Origin of the sequence: Streptomyces sp. NPDC093018 (assembly GCF_040684035.1) — a bacterium.
GTDB classification, from domain to species: Bacteria; Actinomycetota; Actinomycetes; order Streptomycetales; family Streptomycetaceae; genus Streptomyces; species Streptomyces murinus.
Map to the genome: position 1 here is coordinate 1 of NZ_JBFBFF010000004.1, position 17,186 is coordinate 17,186.

General features: G+C 72.0%; 16 protein-coding genes and 1 pseudogene. 10 read left to right on the forward strand and 7 right to left on the reverse strand.

Translation table 11 applies throughout. The features are described from left to right. Positions 1–254: pseudogene (locus AB0N90_RS10495) on the forward strand (hypothetical protein); the annotation flags it as partial. 62 nt (positions 255–316) lie between these two features. Here AB0N90_RS10495 and AB0N90_RS10500 read toward each other — a convergent pair. The 3 genes from AB0N90_RS10500 to AB0N90_RS10510 are packed head-to-tail and all read right to left on the reverse strand — an operon-like array spanning position 317 to position 3,712. Further along, positions 317–1,474 (reverse strand): DegT/DnrJ/EryC1/StrS family aminotransferase, encoded by a 1,158-nt coding sequence (locus AB0N90_RS10500; RefSeq protein WP_365194773.1) that lies wholly within the window; start codon positions 1,472–1,474, stop codon positions 317–319. Beyond that, complete coding sequence (locus AB0N90_RS10505) at positions 1,471–2,697, reverse strand: ATP-grasp domain-containing protein (protein WP_365194776.1); 1,227 nt, start codon at positions 2,695–2,697, stop codon at positions 1,471–1,473. The genes AB0N90_RS10500 and AB0N90_RS10505 overlap by 4 nt, the downstream gene beginning before the upstream one ends. After that, positions 2,690–3,712: a dTDP-glucose 4,6-dehydratase gene (locus AB0N90_RS10510; RefSeq protein WP_365194778.1), complete on the reverse strand. Its 1,023-nt coding sequence runs from the start codon at positions 3,710–3,712 to the stop codon at positions 2,690–2,692. Before AB0N90_RS10510 ends, AB0N90_RS10505 begins: the two co-directional genes overlap by 8 nt. A 253-nt stretch (positions 3,713–3,965) precedes the next feature. Between AB0N90_RS10510 and AB0N90_RS10515 the strand changes: the two genes are divergently transcribed. From AB0N90_RS10515 to AB0N90_RS10545, 7 genes are all read left to right on the forward strand, one after another. Continuing rightward, positions 3,966–5,240: a helix-turn-helix transcriptional regulator gene (locus tag AB0N90_RS10515; RefSeq protein ID WP_365194780.1), complete on the forward strand. Its 1,275-nt coding sequence runs from the start codon at positions 3,966–3,968 to the stop codon at positions 5,238–5,240. Between the two features lie 168 nt (positions 5,241–5,408). Then, positions 5,409–6,857: an MFS transporter gene (locus AB0N90_RS10520; protein WP_365194783.1), complete on the forward strand. Its 1,449-nt coding sequence runs from the start codon at positions 5,409–5,411 to the stop codon at positions 6,855–6,857. Positions 6,858–6,899: 42 nt separating this feature from the next. After that, entirely contained in the window at positions 6,900–7,100 is a 201-nt protein-coding gene (locus tag AB0N90_RS10525; protein WP_365194785.1) for a hypothetical protein, read from the forward strand. Between the two features lie 74 nt (positions 7,101–7,174). Next, on the forward strand, positions 7,175–7,600 hold the full coding sequence (locus tag AB0N90_RS10530) for a type II toxin-antitoxin system death-on-curing family toxin (RefSeq protein WP_365195770.1): 426 nt from the start codon (positions 7,175–7,177) through the stop codon (positions 7,598–7,600). Positions 7,601–7,712: 112 nt separating this feature from the next. Next, on the forward strand, positions 7,713–9,503 hold the full coding sequence (locus tag AB0N90_RS10535) for a DEAD/DEAH box helicase (RefSeq protein ID WP_365194788.1): 1,791 nt from the start codon (positions 7,713–7,715) through the stop codon (positions 9,501–9,503). A gap of 302 nt (positions 9,504–9,805) precedes the next feature. Then, a complete protein-coding gene (locus tag AB0N90_RS10540; protein WP_365194791.1) occupies positions 9,806–10,447 on the forward strand; it encodes a helix-turn-helix domain-containing protein in 642 nt (213 codons plus the stop codon). Between the two features lie 168 nt (positions 10,448–10,615). Then, entirely contained in the window at positions 10,616–11,407 is a 792-nt protein-coding gene (locus AB0N90_RS10545; protein ID WP_361668714.1) for a S16 family serine protease, read from the forward strand. A gap of 17 nt (positions 11,408–11,424) precedes the next feature. Here AB0N90_RS10545 and AB0N90_RS10550 read toward each other — a convergent pair whose 3' ends face one another. From AB0N90_RS10550 to AB0N90_RS10560, 3 genes are all read right to left on the reverse strand, one after another. Then, positions 11,425–11,610, reverse strand: a complete 186-nt coding sequence (locus tag AB0N90_RS10550) for a hypothetical protein (protein ID WP_365194794.1) — start codon at positions 11,608–11,610, stop codon at positions 11,425–11,427. Positions 11,611–11,636: 26 nt separating this feature from the next. Further along, positions 11,637–12,221 carry a helix-turn-helix domain-containing protein gene (locus tag AB0N90_RS10555; RefSeq protein ID WP_365194796.1) on the reverse strand — a complete coding sequence of 195 codons (585 nt, stop codon included), beginning with the start codon at positions 12,219–12,221 and terminating at the stop codon, positions 11,637–11,639. Between the two features lie 96 nt (positions 12,222–12,317). Then, positions 12,318–12,785, reverse strand: coding sequence for an Lrp/AsnC family transcriptional regulator (locus AB0N90_RS10560; RefSeq protein ID WP_037651437.1), 468 nt, complete (start codon positions 12,783–12,785; stop codon positions 12,318–12,320). Positions 12,786–12,907: 122 nt separating this feature from the next. Between AB0N90_RS10560 and hppD the strand changes: the two genes are divergently transcribed. Further along, positions 12,908–14,056, forward strand: coding sequence for a 4-hydroxyphenylpyruvate dioxygenase (gene hppD / locus AB0N90_RS10565; RefSeq protein WP_365194799.1), 1,149 nt, complete (start codon positions 12,908–12,910; stop codon positions 14,054–14,056). 101 nt (positions 14,057–14,157) lie between these two features. Here hppD and AB0N90_RS10570 read toward each other — a convergent pair whose 3' ends face one another. Beyond that, entirely contained in the window at positions 14,158–15,648 is a 1,491-nt protein-coding gene (locus AB0N90_RS10570; protein WP_365194802.1) for a tetratricopeptide repeat protein, read from the reverse strand. A 92-nt stretch (positions 15,649–15,740) separates the two neighbouring features. Here AB0N90_RS10570 and AB0N90_RS10575 point away from each other — a divergent pair, with 92 nt between their 5' ends. After that, positions 15,741–17,165 (forward strand): FAD-linked oxidase C-terminal domain-containing protein, encoded by a 1,425-nt coding sequence (locus AB0N90_RS10575; protein WP_365194805.1) that lies wholly within the window; start codon positions 15,741–15,743, stop codon positions 17,163–17,165. The last annotated feature ends 21 nt before the right edge of the window (positions 17,166–17,186 follow it).

Below are 17,186 nucleotides of genomic sequence, written 5' to 3' on the forward strand. Positions count from 1 at the left end.
ACAACGCCCGGCATCTGGAGCAGTCCGGGGCGGCGGTCGCGCTGACCGGCGAGGTGACGGCGGCCCGGTTGCAGACAGCGGTGGGCCCCCTCCTGGCTGACGCCCACCTCCGGCGGGCCATGGCGGAGCGGGCCCGCATGTACGGCCGCCCGGACGCGGCGGACCGGCTGGTGGACGAGGTCCTGGCCGCCGCGGCGGGCCGGCCGGTCACTGCTGGGGCCGGCCGACGTGGCGAGCCGTCTCTGCCGCGATGAGGGTCGCGCAGTGCTGGCGGGCGGCGGTCACCGGCTCGACGGTCTGCCTTGCCGCCTCCCGATCACGGCCTGGCGCATGATGCGGCTCCCGCGGTCTTGAGGGCCTGCCCGAGGGCGGTGACGACCTGGTCGATGTCGTTCTCGGAGAGGTGCTGGTGGAACGGCAGCGTCAGGATCTCGCGCCCGACCTGCTCGGTGGCGGGCAAGTCGCGGCGCCACTGGGCGAACGCGGGTTGCAGGTGGTTCGGCGGGTAGTGGACGCCCACGCCGACACCGCGGGCCTTCATCTGCTTGTGTACCTCGTCCCTGTTCGGGATGAGGATCTGGCACAGGTGCGGCACGGAGCGGTCGACATCGACGTCGATCAGGCGCACGCCGTCCAGGGCGGCGAGGGCCCGCCGGTAGGCGCGCCACAGGATCCGGCGGGTCGTCTCGGCCTTGTCGAAGTGGTCGAGCTGGACGAGGCCGATCGTGGCGTTGATGCCGGACATCTGGTAGCGCAGTCCGAAGCCCTCCACGCCGTAGCTGGTGGTATGGCCGCGTTCGGCGTGCGACCGGACGACGCCGAGCATCCGCAGACGGCGGAGCGTGGCGGCCTCGGTGAGGCTGCGCGGGATGACGACGCCGCCTTGACCGCAGGTGAGGTTCTTGACCGGGCCGAAGCTGAAGCAGGTCAGGTCTCCGGTGGCGCCGACGCGGCGGGCGCCGTTGCGGGAGCCGAAGGCGTGCGCGGCGTCCTCCACGATGGCGATGTCCCGGCCGGCCAGTTCCTTGCGGACGCCGGAGAGGTTGACGGCCCGGCCGCCGAACAGGACCGGCATTACGGCGCGGGTGCGGTCGGTGACGGCCTCCATGACGAGCTGATCGGTGGCGCACAGCGTGGCCGGGTCGACGTCCGTGAAGACCGGAGTGGCGCCGGTGGCCAGGATCGCCTGGACACTCGCGCAGAACGTCATGGACGGCACGACCACCTCGTGGCCGGGACCGACCCCGGCGGCGAGCAGCGCGGTGTGCAGGGCGGCGGTGCCGGACATGACGGCGATGGCGTCGCGGACGCCGAGGAATTCGGCGACCTTCTGCTCGAACCGCTCGGTGACGTCCGTGTGCCCGTACTGTCCGCGCTGGAGTACCTCGGCGACCGCGGCGGCCTCTCCCCCGTACAGGTACGGGCTGGCGTTGCGCCCGGCGTCCGGGCTGGGCGAGCTGGTGTGCGTGGTCACTTCGCCTCCGTGATCGGCTGGATGATCGGTCGGATCAGCGCGCCGGCCTTCTCCAGGGCCAAAGCGGCGTCCGCAGCCGACGGCCCGGCGGCGACGAGCAGGCCGATCTTGTGGGCGCCCTGGTCATGAGGCCGTACGAGGTCGCCTGGCTTGGCGTACAGCTCGACATCGGTGACCTCAGGGACGCTGCGGGCTTCGGCGATGCCCTCCCAGGCGACCAGTTCGCCTTCAGCGGCGAGCGGTGAGCCGATCAGCTCCAGCGCCGCATGCTCGGCGCGCGTTGGCGTCAGGTGGTCGCCGAACGGCTCGCCGAGTACGAGTGCGATGAGCGCACGCACGACGTCCACGCCGTAGGCGGCGGCGAGCAGCCGGGGGATGCCGGCGCCACCGAGGCGTGCGTTGGCCTCGATGAAGCGTCCCCGTCCGTCCTCACCGAGGACGACGTCGAAGTTCGCCGGCCCGTTGACGATGCCGAGTACACGGCACAGCCCTTCGGCGGTGGCCTCGAGTCGGGTGCGCGTCGCAGGGGGCAGCTGAGCAGTGCGCAGCCGCCCGAGCACGAGACTCCCGTCGACGAACTCCTCGTCTACCACGTAGGTCTTCAGCGCTCTGCCGTTCCGCATGAAGACCTCGATGGTCAACGGGCGCCCCTGGACGAACTCCTCAGCGATCACGGTCTGGGAGGCGGAGTAGGAGCGGGCGTTGGCGACGGCGGCGGGCAGCTCGTCAGGGCGGGTGACGCGGGTGACGCCCTTGCTGCCGGATCCGTCCGCCGGTTTGATCACGAGTGGGAAGCGCAGCCCCGCGGCCTCGGCGACGACCTGCGCCGGGTCGTCCGACGCGACCCATCCGTATCCGGTGACGCCGCAGGACGCGGCGATCGCGTGGAAGGCGGCTTTGTCGCAGGCGGCGAGTGCGCTCTCGGGGTACACGTAGGCCGTGCCGTACCGCATGCCCAGGGCATGCCAGCTGGCCAGCGCGGCGTCGCTCGCGCCGCAGACGATCCCGACGGGGTGGACGTCGCCCAGCGCATCGGCGATGGCGTCGGTGTCCCGCGTGGAAATCTTCAGGGCCGTGTCGGCGAACGAAAGCGCGGGGGCGTCCGACCGCATGTCCACCGCAATGGTCGGGATTCCCCGGCGCCGCGCCTCCTGGTACAGCGGGATCTGCTCCTCCGACGCGCCGAGCACGATCAGCGCGTCCTGCGGCCAGTGCTTAGGCATGCTGCGGCTCCAGGGTCGTGTCAAGGGTGACGCGCGGGGAGGGCATGGCCGGCAGCGGGCTGCGGGAGAGCGGTGCCCACCGGTCGGCATTGCGCCGGTACCAGTCGGCGGCCTCCTCCAGCCCGGCCTCGAATTCGTGGACCGGCTTGTAGCCGAGGGCGGCGAGCTTGCCCCAGTTCATGGCGTACCGGCGGTCGTTGGACAGCCGGTCGCGGACGTAGGTGACGCGGTCCCAGTCGGCGCCGCAGATCCGCAGCAGCTCGCCTGTCAGCTCCTTGCCGGACAGGTCGGTGCCGCCGCCGATGTTGAAGACCTCGCCCGGCACGCCCAGGCGCAGGACGAGTTCGATGCCGGCGCAGTTGTCCTCGACGTGCAGCCAGTTACGGATGTGCTGGCCCTCGCCGTGGAGGGTGACCTGCTCGCCGCGCAGCAGGCGGGTTACGAACAACGGGATGATCTTCTCGGGATGCTGGCAGGGCCCGTAGTTGTTCGAGGAGCGGGTGACGCAGACCGGCGCTCCGTACGTGTGCCAGTAGCTGAGGGCGACCAGGTCGCTGGCGGCCTTGGAGGCGGCGTAGGGGACGGTCGGGCGCAGCGGGTAGTCCTCGGTGGCCGCGCCGTCCAGCAGCGGCCCGTACACCTCGTCCGTGGAGACGTGCACGAACTTGGTGATGCCGTGCCGCATGGCGGCGTCGGCGAGGGTCTGCGTGCCGATGACGTTCGTGGTGACGAACGTTCCGGCGGTCGTGAACGAGCGGTCGACGTGGGACTCTGCGGCGAAGTGGACGACCGCGGTGTGCTGGGCCATGAGGTCGTCGACCAGGCCGACGTTGCAGATGTCCCCGACGACGAACACCAGCTTCGAGTCGAGGAATGCCTGCCCGAGGTTGCTCCTGCTGCCCGCGTACGTCAGTGCGTCGAGGACGGTGATCTGCTCGATGTCGTCGGCGCGAAGCATGCGCCTGACGAAGTGGGAGCCGATGAAACCGGCGCCGCCGGTGACCAGCAGCTTCATACGTGCCTCCGATGAGGATGACCGGCCGACGGCATGGGTGTGCCGCAGTTGGAGGTCCGGTCGAGGAGACGCCCGGCGTTTACCGGGTGCGGTCTTCACCATGGCGGCCTGCACAGGCCCTGCGCAGTGGCCGGACGGGCATCGGCAACCGGTGTGCGGATCCGGCACACGATGTGCATCCGCGCGCCCTGCCAACGCCTCGCACGCGCCGCTAGGTTCTCTACCACCCCACCCCGGGACCAAGGAGGTGCCCATGGGCGCGGATGTTCGGATCGGCGCTCTGTTACGCGGGGCGCGCTGTGCCGCGCGCCTGACACAGACGCAGGTCGGTGATGCCTGTGGCTATTCGGCGTCGGCGGTCTCCCGCATCGAGAGCGGGCGGATGAGCGTCGACTACCCGACCCTGCTGAAGTTCGCGGCGTTCTTAGGGATCCCGCCCGAGCAGCTGTGTGCGTCTGCCGTACCCGGCCTGACCAATGTCGCTACGGTGGCTGGAGGTTGCCGGTCGGACGAGGAGGACGAGGTGCGTCGTAGGGAGCTGCTGACGGGAGCGGTGGCAGCAGGGGCGGCGGCCGTCGTCGGTGCCGAGCCGGCCGCCGCTGCCGAGCCTGTGGATTTGGACGTGGTGCTGTTCCGGCTGCCGCAGGCGGCGCCGGTGCCGCTGCCTCGGCTGGTTGCGCAGATCGCCGCGGCACGCCGGGACTACTGCGCCACCCAGTACACGCGGCTCGGGCAGGCGCTGCCCGGCCTGATCGCCGCGGCGACCGCGACACGGGACGCCGTGTCGGGCCGGCCCCGAGAGGAGGCCGACCTGGCACTGGCCCGTTCGTACGTGCTGGCGGCGGAGCTGGCGACCAAGCAGCACAGCGATGCGGCGTGGGTGGCCGCCGACCGGGCGTTGGCGGCCGCGCGCTGCAGCGGCATCCCGGTGGCCGTCGGTGAGGCCTCCCGGCAGCTGGCGATCGCCATGCGCCGCTCGGGCCGGTCCACGGCCGCGGTGCACCTGCTGGCCAAGGAGGCCGCCGACCTGGACGCCTCCCGCGACCACACCGGCGCGGTGCGGACGATGCTGCTGCTGACCGGCGCATACTCGGCGGCGACCGGCCGGGACAGGACAACGGCCCTGTCGCTGCTGGAGGAGGCTGAGGAGGAGGCCAGTCGGCGGGCTGCGGTTCCCGGCCTGTTCACGGTGGAGGCGACCCGGACGCAGGTCGACGAGTACCGGATCAGCGTGCTGAACGCGCTGGGCACCCCGGACGAGGCGGTGCCGGTCGCGGCCCGGCTGGACGTCGACCGGATGTCGACGGCGGAGCGGCGGGCGCGGGCATGGACCGACGTCGCCCGCATGTGGAACGCGCTCGGCGACGGCCAGCAGACGTTCGCCGCGCTGCGGCGGGTCGAGCAGGAAGCGCCGCAGGAGGTGCGGCGGCCCTCGCTGCGGGCGCTGACGGCCGGGCTGCTGTACGGGCCGACCCGGATCGAGGGCGTCCGCGAGTTCGCGGCCCGCACCGGTGCTCTGGCGGCCTGACCGCTCGGGTGTCCTGGCCCGGCTGCTCTGCGGCCGGGGTAACCGGCTCGGGCCGGTCGCGATGGACAGGAGCTGGTTCACGGCTTCGAGCCACTAGGTCCAAGGTCGCAGGGGGAGGGGGACCTTCGACAGGAGTCATTCGGGGTTGTGGGCCTTACTCTGGCGGGCATGAGTGTGCTGGGGTCCCGTGTCGACGACGTCGTGGTGGAGGAAGGCTTCGAGCAGGGCGGCGGGGTGCTGGGCCGGGCCCACCGGGCGTTGAGCGTCGGCATCGTGTCCGTCGTGTTCCTGATCGCCTTCGAGGCGACCGCCGTCGGCACCGCCATGCCCGTCGCGGCCCGCGAACTGCACGGCGTGGCGAGTTACGCCTTCGCGTTCTCCGGGTTCTTCACCACCAGCCTCTTCGGCATGGTCCTGGCCGGTCAGTGGGCCGACCGTCGCGGCCCGCTCGCCGCGCTGACCACTGGCATCGGCTCGTTCGCCGCGGGCCTGGTGATAGCCGGCACCGCACAGACGATGTGGGTGTTCATCCTCGGACGCGCCGTACAGGGACTCGGCGGCGGCCTCGTCATCGTCGCGCTGTACGTGGTCGTCGGCCGCGCCTACCCCGAGCGGCTGCGCCCCGCGATCATGGCGGCGTTCGCGGCCGGCTGGGTCGTGCCGTCCATCGTCGGCCCCCTCGCCTCCGGCGCCGTCACCGAACAGCTCGGCTGGCGCTGGGTCTTCCTCGGCATCCCGGTCCTCGTCGTCTTCCCGCTGGCCCTCGCCCTGCCCCAGATACGCCGCCGGGCGTCGGGACCGGTCGACGCGGAGGCCGCCCCCGCCCCCCTCGACCGCCGGCGCATCCGGCTCGCCCTCGGGATCGCCCTCGGCGCCGGGCTCGTCCAGTACGCCGCCCAGGACCTGCGCCCCCTCTCCCTCGTCCCCGCCGCGGCCGGCGCCGCCCTGCTGGTCCCCGCCGTCCTCGGCCTGCTGCCGCGCGGCACCTACCGGGCCGCCCGCGGACTGCCCTCCGTCGTTCTGCTGCGCGGGGTGTGCGCGGGATCGTTCGTCGCCGCCGAGTCCTTCGTGCCGCTGATGCTGGTCACCCAGCGCGGCCTGTCGCCGACGCTCGCGGGGCTCTCGCTGGCCGCGGGCGGCGGCACCTGGGCGCTGGGCTCCTGGCTCCAGTCCCGGCCGCGCCTCGCGCCGTACCGGGAGCCGCTGATGACCGCCGGGATGGTGCTGGTCGTCGCCGCCCTGGCGACCGCGCCGAGCGTGCTGCTGCCCGCCGTACCGGCCTGGATCGTCGCCGTCGTCTGGGCCTTCGGCTGCCTCGGCATGGGCCTGGTGATCTCCTCCACCAGCGTCCTGCTGCTGCGCCTGTCCGCCCCCGAGGAAGCCGGCGCCAACTCCGCCGCCCTCCAGATCTCCGACGCCCTCTCCAACGCCCTCCTCCTCGCCGCCGCGGGCGCCGCCTTCGCGGCCCTCGGCGGCGGCACCGCCGCCCACCCCGCCGCGTTCGCCGTCGTCTTCTTCGCCATGGCGGTGGTCGCCCTGGCGGGTGTGTGGGTGGCGACCCGGTGCGGGAGCGGCGACCGGCCGGCCAGCAGGAAGACGGCCCCGGCGGGCTCGTAATCCCGTGGTCCGGCCCCTGATCACACATCTACGCTGGCCGTCATGCGCCCACTGACCGTGCACCTCGACCCCGCCACCCACCAGGCACTCTGCGACCTCGCCGACGCACAGGGGCACACATCCGAGCAGGTGGTGGTGGAGGCCGTACGCCGGTATCTGACGACGGAGGAGACGGCCGTGCGCGAGACCGCCGAGCGGCTGGCGGGCGCCCACGCCGACCTGCTGAGGAGGCTCGGCGAATGAACACCCGAGACACCACCGATACCCGAGACCCCACCGTCACCGGAGACACCTCCGTCACCCCCGACGCCGCCGACATGCATGACATCACGGACATCCGAGACACCGCCGGCACCGGAGACACCCCCGCCACCCGCCACCTCACCGTCGCCGACGTCACCGCCCTCGCCACGCTCGCCTTCGGCGGGCGGCCGCCCGAGGCGCGGGAGCCGGGGCTGCTCGCCTCCGCCGTGCACCGCCCCCGCGCCCGGATGTTCGGCACCGCCGCCTACGACGACCTGTACGAACAGGCCGCCGCCCTGCTGCACGCCCTCGCCGCGAACCACCCCCTGGTCGACGGCAACAAGCGCACCGCCTGGCTCGCCACCGCCACCTTCCTCTCGCTCAACGGGGTCGACCTGGCCTGCGCCGACCAGGACGCGGCGTACGCGCTGGTCATCGATGTGGCGGCGGGGACACAGAGCGACGTGGGCGTGATCGCGGGGCGGCTGCGGGAGTTGTGACGTGGGTCCCACCCGGCGCCGACCCCGGGTCGTTCGGGGCGGGAGGGGAGGGTGACGCCGGTAGGGTGGCCCGGTTGTCATACGTAGCCGACTGAACCTGACCACGGAGACCGTGACTACCACCGCCGCTTCCTCGCACCACCTTTCCCCCGCCTTCCCCGGCCGCGCGCCGTGGGGTACCGCCAACAAGCTGCGTGCCTGGCAGCAGGGGGCGATGGAGAAGTACATCCAGGAGCAGCCGCGTGACTTCCTCGCCGTCGCCACGCCCGGCGCCGGCAAGACCACCTTCGCGCTGACGCTGGCCTCATGGCTGCTGCACCACCACGTGGTGCAGCAGGTGACCGTCGTCGCGCCCACCGAGCACCTGAAGAAGCAGTGGGCCGAGGCGGCGGCGCGGGTCGGCATCAAGCTCGACCCGGAGTACAGCGCCGGGCCGCTCGGCCGGGAGTACGACGGCGTCGCCGTCACCTACGCGGGCGTCGGCGTCCGGCCCATGCTGCACCGCAACCGCGCCGAGCAGCGCAAGACCCTGGTGATCCTGGACGAGATCCACCACGCCGGCGACTCCAAGTCCTGGGGCGAGGCGTGCCTGGAGGCGTTCGAGCCCGCGACCCGGCGGCTCGCGCTGACCGGTACGCCCTTCCGCTCCGACACCAACCCCATCCCCTTCGTGACGTACGAGGAGGACAACGCCGGCATCCGCCGCTCGTCCGCCGACTACACCTACGGGTACGGCTCCGCGCTCTCCGACGGCGTCGTGCGCCCGGTCATCTTCCTCTCCTACAGCGGGCAGATGCGCTGGCGCACCAAGGCCGGTGACGAGATCGCCGCCCGGCTCGGCGAGCCGATGACCAAGGACGCGGTCAGCCAGGCCTGGCGCACCGCGCTCGACCCGCGCGGCGACTGGATGCCCAGCGTGCTGCGCGCCGCCGATCAGCGGCTCACCGAGGTCAGGAAGGCCATCCCGGACGCCGGCGCGCTCGTCATCGCCTCCGACCAGGACTCCGCCCGCGCCTACGCCAAGCTGATCCGCGAGATCACCGGTACGAAGGCCACGGTCGTCCTGTCCGACGACACCGGCGCCTCCCGGCGCATCGACGACTTCAGCGCGAGCGAGGACCGCTGGATGGTCGCGGTCCGCATGGTGTCCGAGGGCGTCGACGTGCCCCGCCTCGCGGTCGGCGTGTACGCCACCACCATCTCCACCCCGCTGTTCTTCGCACAGGCCGTCGGCCGTTTCGTGCGTTCCCGGCGGCGCGGCGAGACCGCTTCCGTCTTCCTGCCGACGGTGCCCGACCTGCTCACCTTCGCCAACGAGATGGAGAAGGAACGGGACCACGCCCTCGACAAGCCGAAGAAGGAGGGTGAGGAGGACCCGTACGCCGAGTCCGAGAAGGAGATGGAGGAGGCGAACAAGGAGCAGGACGAGGACACCGGCGAGCAGGAGCAGTTCTCCTTCGAGGCGCTGGAGTCCGAGGCCGTCTTCGACCGGGTGCTCTTCGACGGCGCCGAGTTCGGCATGCAGGCCCACCCGGGCAGCGAGGAGGAGCAGGACTACCTCGGCATCCCCGGACTGCTGGAGCCCGACCAGGTGCAGATGCTGCTCCAGAAGCGGCAGGCCCGGCAGATCGCGCACAGCAAGAAGAAGCCGGACACCGAGGCCGATCTGCTCGAACTGCCCGCCGAGCGGCGCCCCGTGGTCTCCCACAAGGAGATGATGGAGCTGCGCAAGCGGCTCAACACGCTCGTGAGCGCCTACGTCCACCAGAGCGGCAAGCCGCACGGGGTGATCCACACCGAGCTGCGCCGGGTGTGCGGCGGACCGCCGAGCGCGGAGGCGACGGCGGGACAGCTGAAGCAGCGGATCACCAAGGTGCAGGAGTGGGCGACCCGGATGCGCTGACGCGCGGCTGACGCCTCGGGTTACGCTGCCGTACGTATCCGGACGTATACCGTCAGTTCGTCTTCGTCCTTGCCCGGATTCTGGACCAAGACTTCCGCTCAGCGAACCCGCTTCGCTACTGTCCCGCTACGCAACGCCCCGTGGCAGCGCCGCCGCGGAGCGCAGCCGTGAAAGCGACAGGGTCCGGAGCCGCCGGGCCGTCCTGCCGATCGGCGGCCTCTGGAGCGCGTCGCCGACGGGACTCGGTGACGCATTTCCCGCTCGGGGGTACCGCCGACCTCACCGCCGAAGGAGTGGGCGTCGTGACCGCGGAGACCTCTCAGACGCTCGACCGGGGACTGCGTGTCCTCAAGCTGCTCGCCGACACCGACCACGGGCTCACCGTCACCGAGCTGTCCACCAAACTGGGCGTGAACCGGACCGTGGTGTACCGGCTGCTCGCCACGCTGGAGCAGCACGCTCTGGTACGACGTGATCTGGGCGGCCGGGCCCGCGTCGGGCTGGGGGTGCTGCGGCTCGGGCGCCAGGTGCATCCGCTGGTCCGGGAGGCCGCGCTGCCCGCGCTGCGGTCGCTGGCGGAGGAGATAGGCGCGACGGCGCATCTCACGCTGGTCGACGGCACGGAGGCGCTGGCGGTGGCGGTGGTCGAGCCGACCTGGACCGACTACCACGTGGCGTACCGCGCGGGCTTCCGGCACCCCCTGGACCGGGGCGCGGCGGGCCGCGCGATCCTGGCCGCCCGCCGGGCCCCCGTCGCGGAACCCGCCTACACCCTGACCCAGGGCGAGCTGGAGACCGGCGCGTGCGGGGCGGCCGCGCCGCTGGTGGGGGTCACGGGGGTGGAGGGCAGCGTGGGCGTCGTCATGCTCGCGGACTCCGTCCCGGAACGCGTCGGCCCGAGGGTGGTGGAGGCGGCCCGGGAGGTGGCGGAGGCGTTGCGCTGAGCCGCGGGGCTCCGGTGCGCGTCGCGGCCGAGGGCACCGCGGCGCCCCCTTGAGGGGCGCGGGGAACCGCGCGCCGAGGCCGCACTCAGCGGCGGCCGAAAACGATGCCGTGCGCCCTGTCGGTCACCGCCGGGCCGCCGGAGGGCACACGTCACGTAAATTGAATCCGTGCTCTCACGTCTCACGCGCCCCCAGGCCCTCACCCTGTGCGCGCTTCCCGTCGTCGCGCTCCTCGCCACCGCGGTGTTCGCGCCGCTGCCCTTCTCCGTGGCGCAGCCCGGGATGACGGCGAACGTGCTGGGCTCGAACCGGGGCGCGCAGGTGATCACGGTCAAGGGCGCCGACACCCGCCGGACGAGCGGACAGCTGAGGATGGTCACCATCGAGGCGACCGGCCCCGACGCCCGTCTCACCCTCTCGGACCTGGCCGGTGACTGGTTCCGTACCGACCGGGCCGTGATGCCCCGCGGCGCGGTGTACCCGAGCGGCAACACGCTCAAGGAGATCGAGCAGCACAACACGGCGCAGATGCGGCAGTCGCAGGACGCGGCGACCAGCGCGGCGCTCAAGTACCTCGATCTGAGCCCCGACAAGGTCAAGGTCACGCTGAAGCTGGCGGACGTGGGCGGCCCGAGCGCGGGCCTGCTGTTCACGCTGGGGATCATCGACAAGCTGCACGGCGACGGCCACGGCGGCGATCTCACCGGCGGCCGTACCGTCGCCGGTACGGGCACGATCGACGAGGCGGGCAATGTGGGCGCGGTCGGCGGGGTGGGCCTCAAGACGCAGGCCGCCCGCCGGGACGGTGCCACCGTCTTCTTGGTCCCGAGGGCCGAGTGCGCCGACGCCCGCGGCGACCTCCCCAAGGGCCTGCGCCTGGTCCCGGTGACCACCTTGAAGAGCGCGGTCGACTCCCTGCATGCCCTGGAGACCGGAAAGGGCTCGGTACCGAGCTGCTAGGACCTGTCCGACGGGCCCTAGCGCGCGAGCGCCACCGCCGGGCGCGGGGTGGAGACGAGCCGCAGCCCCAGGTCGACCAGGGTCCAGCCGACGCGGGTCCGCAGTTCCGTCGCCGGCCTCACCGCGGTGGCGAGGTGGTGGGCGGTGGCCCGGGCGCGGAGGTCGGCGCGGTGCTGCCGGGCGAGCTGGGTGTTGATCTCCATGGCGGTGCCTCTCACTTCGGGTCGGATTACTTCGCGTTGATGGGGAACAGGTGCGTGTGGACGCGGACCTGCTCCGCCTCGGGAGCGTCCGCGGCGATCTCGCGGTCGCGGTAGCCGTCGATCAACTCGTGCATCTTCTCGATGAGTTCGAGCGCGAGGTCGGGCGTGAGCCGCAGCTTCATGTCACTCATGTCGGTGGCCCGGGACCACGCCGGGGACCATTCGTCGCGGGTGCTGAGCCAGGCGGCCAGCTCACGGCCGTGCCGGGCGGCGCCCTCCTGGAGGAAGACCTCCGTGAGCCCCCGTACCTCGGGGCTCGCGTCCTCGAAGTCCGTGCTGTCGTACGCCAGTCCCTGGGCGACCGCCTGCCACCAGCGCTCCCGGCCCCTGCCCAGCTCCGGCGCGTCCTCGACGAAGCCGTGGTCGGCGAGCTGGCGCAGGTGGTAGCTGGTCGCGCCGCTGGACTCACCGAGCCGCTCGGCCAGTTGGGACGCGGTGGCGGGGCCGTGGTCCCGCAGGGCGTCCAGCAGCTGCATCCGCAGGGGATGGGCGAGCCCGCGCAGTGAGCGGGCGTCCAGCCGGCGCTGTTTCGGTGTCTCGTGCTCCGTCATGCATACAAAGATAGCTATGCAAAGCCTCCTTTGCAACGCCTCTTTTGCATCAACTTCTTTGCATCGACTGCCCGTCGGACCTGCCCGCCCCGCCCCTCACTCCTCCGCCGCCTGCTCCACCAGCGGAATCACCCGCAGCGGCACCGGGTTCTCCATCACGATCGCCGTGGAGGCCCGCACGATGCCCTCGAAGCCGACGACCCGGTCGATCACCCGTTGCAGATCGGCGTTCGAGCGGGCCACCAGACGGCACAGCATGTCCCCGCTGCCGGTCGTGGTCAGCAGCTCCAGCACCTCGGGCACCGTGGTCAAGTAGGCCCGTACGTCGGCCCCCTGGCCCTGCCGGATCTGGAGCGTGGCGAACGCGGTGACCGGATAGCCGAGGGCCGCGGGGTCCACCTGGGGGCCGAAGCCGCGGATCACCCCGTTCGACTGGAGCCGGTCGAGCCGGGCCTGCGCGGTGCCCCGGGCGACCCCGAGCCGCCGGGACATCTCCAGCACGCCGATACGCGGCTCCCGTGCCAGCAGCACAATGATCTGCCCGTCCAGATGATCGATCGCCACAGCCCCTCCCGGGGTGGTCATCATGTACAGAAAGTCCGGCCGATGGGCCGTTCCGCTTAACAAATTGCCCAGTGAATGCGGGAACTATTGCGCACCTTGCAGAGTCCGGTCACCCTTCCGCTATGACGCAGACCACACAGCACACTCCCGACGCGACCGCCCGGCAGGCCGACCCCTTCCCGGTCAAGGGAATGGACGCGGTCGTCTTCGCCGTGGGCAACGCCAAGCAGGCGGCGCACTACTACTCCTCCGCCTTCGGCATGAAGCTGGTCGCCTACTCCGGACCGGAGAACGGCAGCCGCGAGACCGCCAGTTACGTCCTGGAGAACGGCTCGGCCCGGTTCGTCTTCACCTCGGTGATCAAGCAGTCCAGCGAGTGGGGCCGCTTCATCGAGCAGCACGTCGCCGAGCACGGCGACGGCGTCATCGACCTGGCCATCGAGGTCCCGGACGCCCGCGCCGCGTACGAGTACGCCGTCGCGCAGGGCGCCCGCTCCATCGACGAGCCGTACGAGGTCAAGGACGAGCACGGCACCGTCGTCCTCGCGGCCATCGCCACCTACGGCGAGACCCGCCACACCCTGGTCGAGCGCACCGGCTACGAGGGCCCCTACCTCCCCGGCTTCGTGGCCGCCAAGCCGATCGTCGCGCAGCCCGAGCGCCGCACCTTCCAGGCGATCGACCACTGCGTCGGCAACGTCGAACTCGGCAAGATGAACGAGTGGGTCGGGTTCTACAACAAGGTCATGGGCTTCACGAACATGAAGGAGTTCGTGGGCGACGACATCGCGACCGAGTACAGCGCGCTGATGTCGAAGGTCGTCGCGGACGGCACCCTGAAGGTGAAGTTCCCGCTCAACGAGCCCGCGATCGCCAAGAAGAAGTCCCAGATCGACGAGTACCTGGAGTTCTACGGCGGTCCCGGTGTCCAGCACATCGCGCTGAACTCCAACGACATCGTGCAGACCGTCCGCGACATGCGCGCGGCCGGCGTCGAGTTCCTCAACACCCCGGACTCGTACTACGAGACCCTCGGCGAGTGGGCGGGCGAGACCCGGGTGCCGGTGGAGACCCTGCGCGAGCTGAAGATCCTGGTCGACCGCGACGAGGACGGCTACCTGCTGCAGATCTTCACCAAGCCGGTCCAGGACCGTCCGACGGTGTTCTTCGAGATCATCGAGCGGCACGGCTCGATGGGCTTCGGCAAGGGCAACTTCAAGGCCCTGTTCGAGGCGATCGAGCGCGAGCAGGAGAAGCGCGGCAACCTCTAGACGGCAACCTCTGGACGGCAACCTCTGGAGAGAGCGACCGCCACCCCCCTCATGACGGGGACCGCCCGGTGCCGCACCCACCGGCCGGTCCCCGTCATGGCTCAGCCCGGCACCGCCACATCCGGCGGATTCCCCAGTGCCGCGAGGGCCGACTTCGCCTCGCGGGCCCACAGCGGGGAGAACGCCGGGCTGATCTGGAGCGCCTCCTGCAGGCTGCGCCGGGCGGGCCCGTCCAGTTCCAGGGCGGATTCGATCGCGCCCCGGTGATAGGCGTACAGCGCGCTGCGCACGCCCCCGCCCTTCGTGCCGTCCGTGGCCGTCGTGGCGTACTCCAGGGCCTCGTCGTCCTCGCCGACCCGGTGCAGCGCCCAGCCGAGGGCGTCGGCCACCTCGGTGCCGGGCTGGCGGTCGTACTCGCCGCGCAGCCGCTCCACGGCCTGCTGCGCGTCCCCGTGATCGGCCTCGTACCGGCCGAGCACCAGCTCGTCGTCGACCCCGTTCGACGTCTCCCGCCGGGCCAGCTCCCGCACTTGGTCGTAGCTCTCGCGGGCCTGCTTGGCCATGCCCAGCGACTCGTACAGCTCGCCCAGGTCGAGCGCGTCGCGCGGGTCCGGGCGGCGGGCCAGCGCGGTGCGGTACGCGGTCACCGCCTGCGTCGAACGGCCCAGCGCCGCCAGCACCCGGGCCCGCCCCGCCGGCGCGGCCGGCTGGTCGGCGTCCTGGCGCAGGGCCGCGTCATAGTGCCGCAGCGCGTCCTGGAGGTCGCCGCGCTCGAAGGCCAGCTGGCCCAACTGGGTGAGATAGGCGGCCTGTTCGGCGGGGGTGCGGGCGGCGGCGGCCGCGTCGGTCAGCTGGGCCACCGCGTCCTCGCGCCAGCCCCGGTTCCGGTAGACCGCGGCGGCCCGCGCCATCACCGCGGGACGCTCGGCCGCGCCCGGCTTGAGCGCCATCAGCTTGTCGAAGGAGTCGCCGACCGCGTCGTAGTCGCCGAGCCCGGTATCGGCGTCGATGAGCTGGGAGTACGACGACCACCGCGCCGGAGCCAGCTCCTGGGCCTGCTCGGCGTAACGTTTCGCCTCGGTGAAGTCACGGCGTGCCAGGGACAGCGCGGTCAGGCCGTCCAGCGCCTGGAGGTTCTGTTCCTCGTCCACCATCTGGAGCGAGGTCTCCAGCGCCTTCTCGGCCCGCGGGAAGTCCGCCGCCCCGGCGGTGGCGCGCCCCCGTTCGACGTACGCCGTCCCCAGCACCGCCCACGCCTTCGCGTCCTGCGGCTGGGCCCGCACCCGCTGCTCCTGCTGCCCGATCAGCGCCGTCAGGGCCGGCAGCGTCGCCGGCATCCCGGAGGTCAGCGCGGTCAGCGCCTGCGCCGCCTGTACCGGGGCGCGCAGCTGCGCCCGGTGGGCCCGGGGCCCCGGGGCGGGCTGACTCGGGGCCCCGGGTCCGATCCCCGGCCAGATGGCAAGGACCGCTCCCGCGACCACACCGCCGCTCAGCGCGGTGACCAGTACCCGCCGCAGCAACCGCCGGGAACGGCGGGGCGCGGGCGGCCCGCTCGGCAGGGGCGTTCCCGGCTCGCTCACTCGGTTGTCCATGGCGCTCACTGTGCGTCAATATGACAAGAAGATCGCGCCGGGCGTGGCGAGAGGCTGACGGGGTTCACACCGATGGCCGTGAGTGCGAACCTGTGATCATGAGCCGCATCGAAGCACGTCGCGATGAAGCCATCGAAGCCATCGCAGCAACCGGCAGCCTCACCGACCGGCTCCTGGCCGGACTGCCCCCCGAGGCCGTGCTGACCGACCCCGACGTCACGGCCGCCTACGCCCACGACATGGCCAGCTTCTGCCCCGCCGGAGCCCCCGCCGTCGTGGTCCTGCCGCGCACCGTGGAGCAGGTGCAGCACGTCATGCGCACCGCCACCGCACTGCGCGTCCCCGTCGTCCCCCAGGGCGCCCGCAGCGGACTGTCCGGCGCGGCCAACGCCTCGGACGGCTGCGTCGTGCTGTCCCTCACCAAGATGGACCGCATCCTGGAGATCAGCCCCGTCGACCGGGTCGCCGTGGTCGAACCGGGCGTGATCAACGCGGACCTCTCCCGCGCCGTCGAGGAGCACGGCCTGTACTACCCGCCGGACCCCTCCAGCTGGGAGATGTGCACCATCGGCGGCAACATCGGCACCGGCTCCGGCGGCCTGTGCTGTGTGAAGTACGGCGTGACCGCCGAGTACGTCCTCGGCCTGGACGTCGTCCTCGCCGACGGCCGGCTGCTGTCCACCGGACGGCGCACCGCCAAGGGCGTCGCCGGCTACGACCTCACCCGGCTGTTCGTCGGCTCGGAAGGCTCCCTCGGCATCGTGGTGCGCGCGGTCCTCGGCCTCAAGCCCAAGCCGCCCCAGCAGCTCGTGCTGGCCGCCGAGTTCCCCTCCGCCGCGAGCGCCTGCGACGCCGTCTGCCGGATCATGGCCGGCGGCCACCTCCCCTCCCTCCTCGAACTGATGGACCGTACGACCGTCAAGGCGGTCAACGAACTGGCCCACATGGGCCTGCCGGAGACCACCGAGGCACTGCTGCTCGCCGCCTTCGACACCCCGGACCCGGCCGCCGACCTCGCCGCCCTCGGCGCCCTGTGCGAGGCCGCCGGTGCCACCGAGGTCGTCCCGGCCGAGGACGCGGCCGAGTCCGAGCTGCTCCTCAAGGCCCGGCGGCTCTCGCTGACCGCGCTGGAGGCGGTCAAGGGCACGACGATGATCGACGACGTGTGCGTACCCCGCTCCAGGCTCGGCGCCATGCTGGAGGGCATCGACCGGATCGCGGCGAAGTACGACCTGACGATCGGCGTCTGCGCCCACGCGGGCGACGGCAACACCCACCCCACCGTCTGCTTCGACGCCCAGGACGAGGACGAGTCCCGCCGGGCCCGCGAGTCCTTCGACGAGATCATGGCCCTCGGCCTGGAACTGGGCGGCACCATCACCGGCGAACACGGCGTCGGGGTACTGAAGAAGGACTGGCTGGCCCGGGAGATCGGGCCGGTCGGGGTGGAGATGCAGCGATCGGTGAAGCAGGTCTTCGATCCGCTCGGCATCCTCAACCCGGGCAAGCTCTTCTGAGGCCGCCGGGCGGGTCGCTCC